This window comes from Candidatus Seongchinamella marina (assembly GCF_026262685.1).
Lineage (GTDB): Bacteria > Pseudomonadota > Gammaproteobacteria > Pseudomonadales > Halieaceae > Halioglobus > Halioglobus marinus.
Genome location: NZ_SHNP01000018.1, coordinates 1 through 1,219, shown reverse-complemented (window position 1 = coordinate 1,219; position 1,219 = coordinate 1). Strand labels below are relative to the sequence as shown.

1 protein-coding gene and 1 pseudogene are annotated in these 1,219 nt (G+C 49.5%); one reads left to right on the top strand and one right to left on the bottom strand.

What is annotated here, in order from left to right; all coding sequences use genetic code 11:
- Window positions 1–119, bottom strand: a pseudogene (locus tag EYC87_RS19390) (transposase zinc-binding domain-containing protein); the annotation flags it as partial.
- A 100-nt stretch (window positions 120–219) separates the two neighbouring features.
- Here EYC87_RS19390 and EYC87_RS19385 point away from each other — a divergent pair.
- A complete protein-coding gene (locus EYC87_RS19385) occupies window positions 220–975 on the top strand; it encodes a class I SAM-dependent methyltransferase (protein ID WP_279254352.1) in 756 nt (251 codons plus the stop codon).
- Window positions 976–1,219: the final 244 nt, after the last annotated feature.

Genomic DNA, 1,219 nt, shown 5'->3' with positions numbered 1-1,219 from the left:
CAGCTGAAAGCCACCAAGTGCTCACGATGACAGTCTTCACAGCGGACCCGCAGAAACCCGTTCTCGAGCCGCCCGCACTCTAGATACTCATTGAATTCTCGGGCGACATGGCGAGGTAAACAACGGCAAAATAGTGAATATACACCATATAAATTGGTCGAGTCATTGTCCGTTAGTTTACCCTCGTTACAGGATCAGCAATGGCCAGGAGCTCATTTGATGACTACACCAAGTTACAAAGACTATTTTTCCAAGCAATCGATGGGGTATTCGCAGTATCGCCCGGACTATCCTGGCGAACTTTTTCGTTATCTAGCGGGGTTGGTTGTCGAGAATAATACAGTATGGGATTGTGCGACGGGCACAGGTCAGGCGGCGCGGGGGTTGGCGGCGTTTTTTCAGCGCGTCATAGCAACCGACGCGAGTGATGCGCAAATTCAACGGTTTAGTTCGTTGCAGGAGGGCATTAGCGCCAGAGTGGCGAGTGCAGAAGACAGTGGAATCGAGCCTCAATCCGTTGATCTGATCGTGGTTGCACAAGCTTTGCATTGGTTTGATCTTGAGAGGTTTTACCGTGAGGTTCGCCGAGTGCTGAAACCTGGAGGGGTTATAGCGGTGTGGTCATACGCGACGTTGAGTATTAGCCCGGAACTGGATGAAATTATCGGTTCACTCTATCGAGATGTTTTGGGGCCCTATTGGCCCGCGGAGCGGCGCTTGGTGGAAACAGGATACCGTGAGCTAGATTTTCCTTTTGATAGGGTTGAGCCGCCGGCATTTGCGATGCGATGTCAGTGGAGTCTGCCACACCTGCTTGGGTATATAGAGACGTGGTCTGCCATGCAACGCTACCGCGATATCGAAGGTGTTAATCCCTTGGTTGAGTTTGCCCCCAAGCTGCAGGGGCAATGGGGTGCTGATAATCGGTCGCGCGCGATATGTTGGCCGCTAACAATGAAAGTGGGTCGTTGCTAGAGTTGGTTATATTGTGTGTCATAGGTGAAGCTGGTAGACTGCGCGGGTTTTGTTCTCAGCTATACTCAATGATCTTAAAACCATTACTTCTCGCTGATTTAAGTTCAATCAATCCTAAAGTATAAGCAGGATTAACGCTATCTTTTCGGTCAATCCATTATAAGCAACGTTCCACTGGCAACCACTTATCGCGGACCAGGCTGTTAACTATTAGTATAAATGCACTAAGTGGGCCATAAAATGC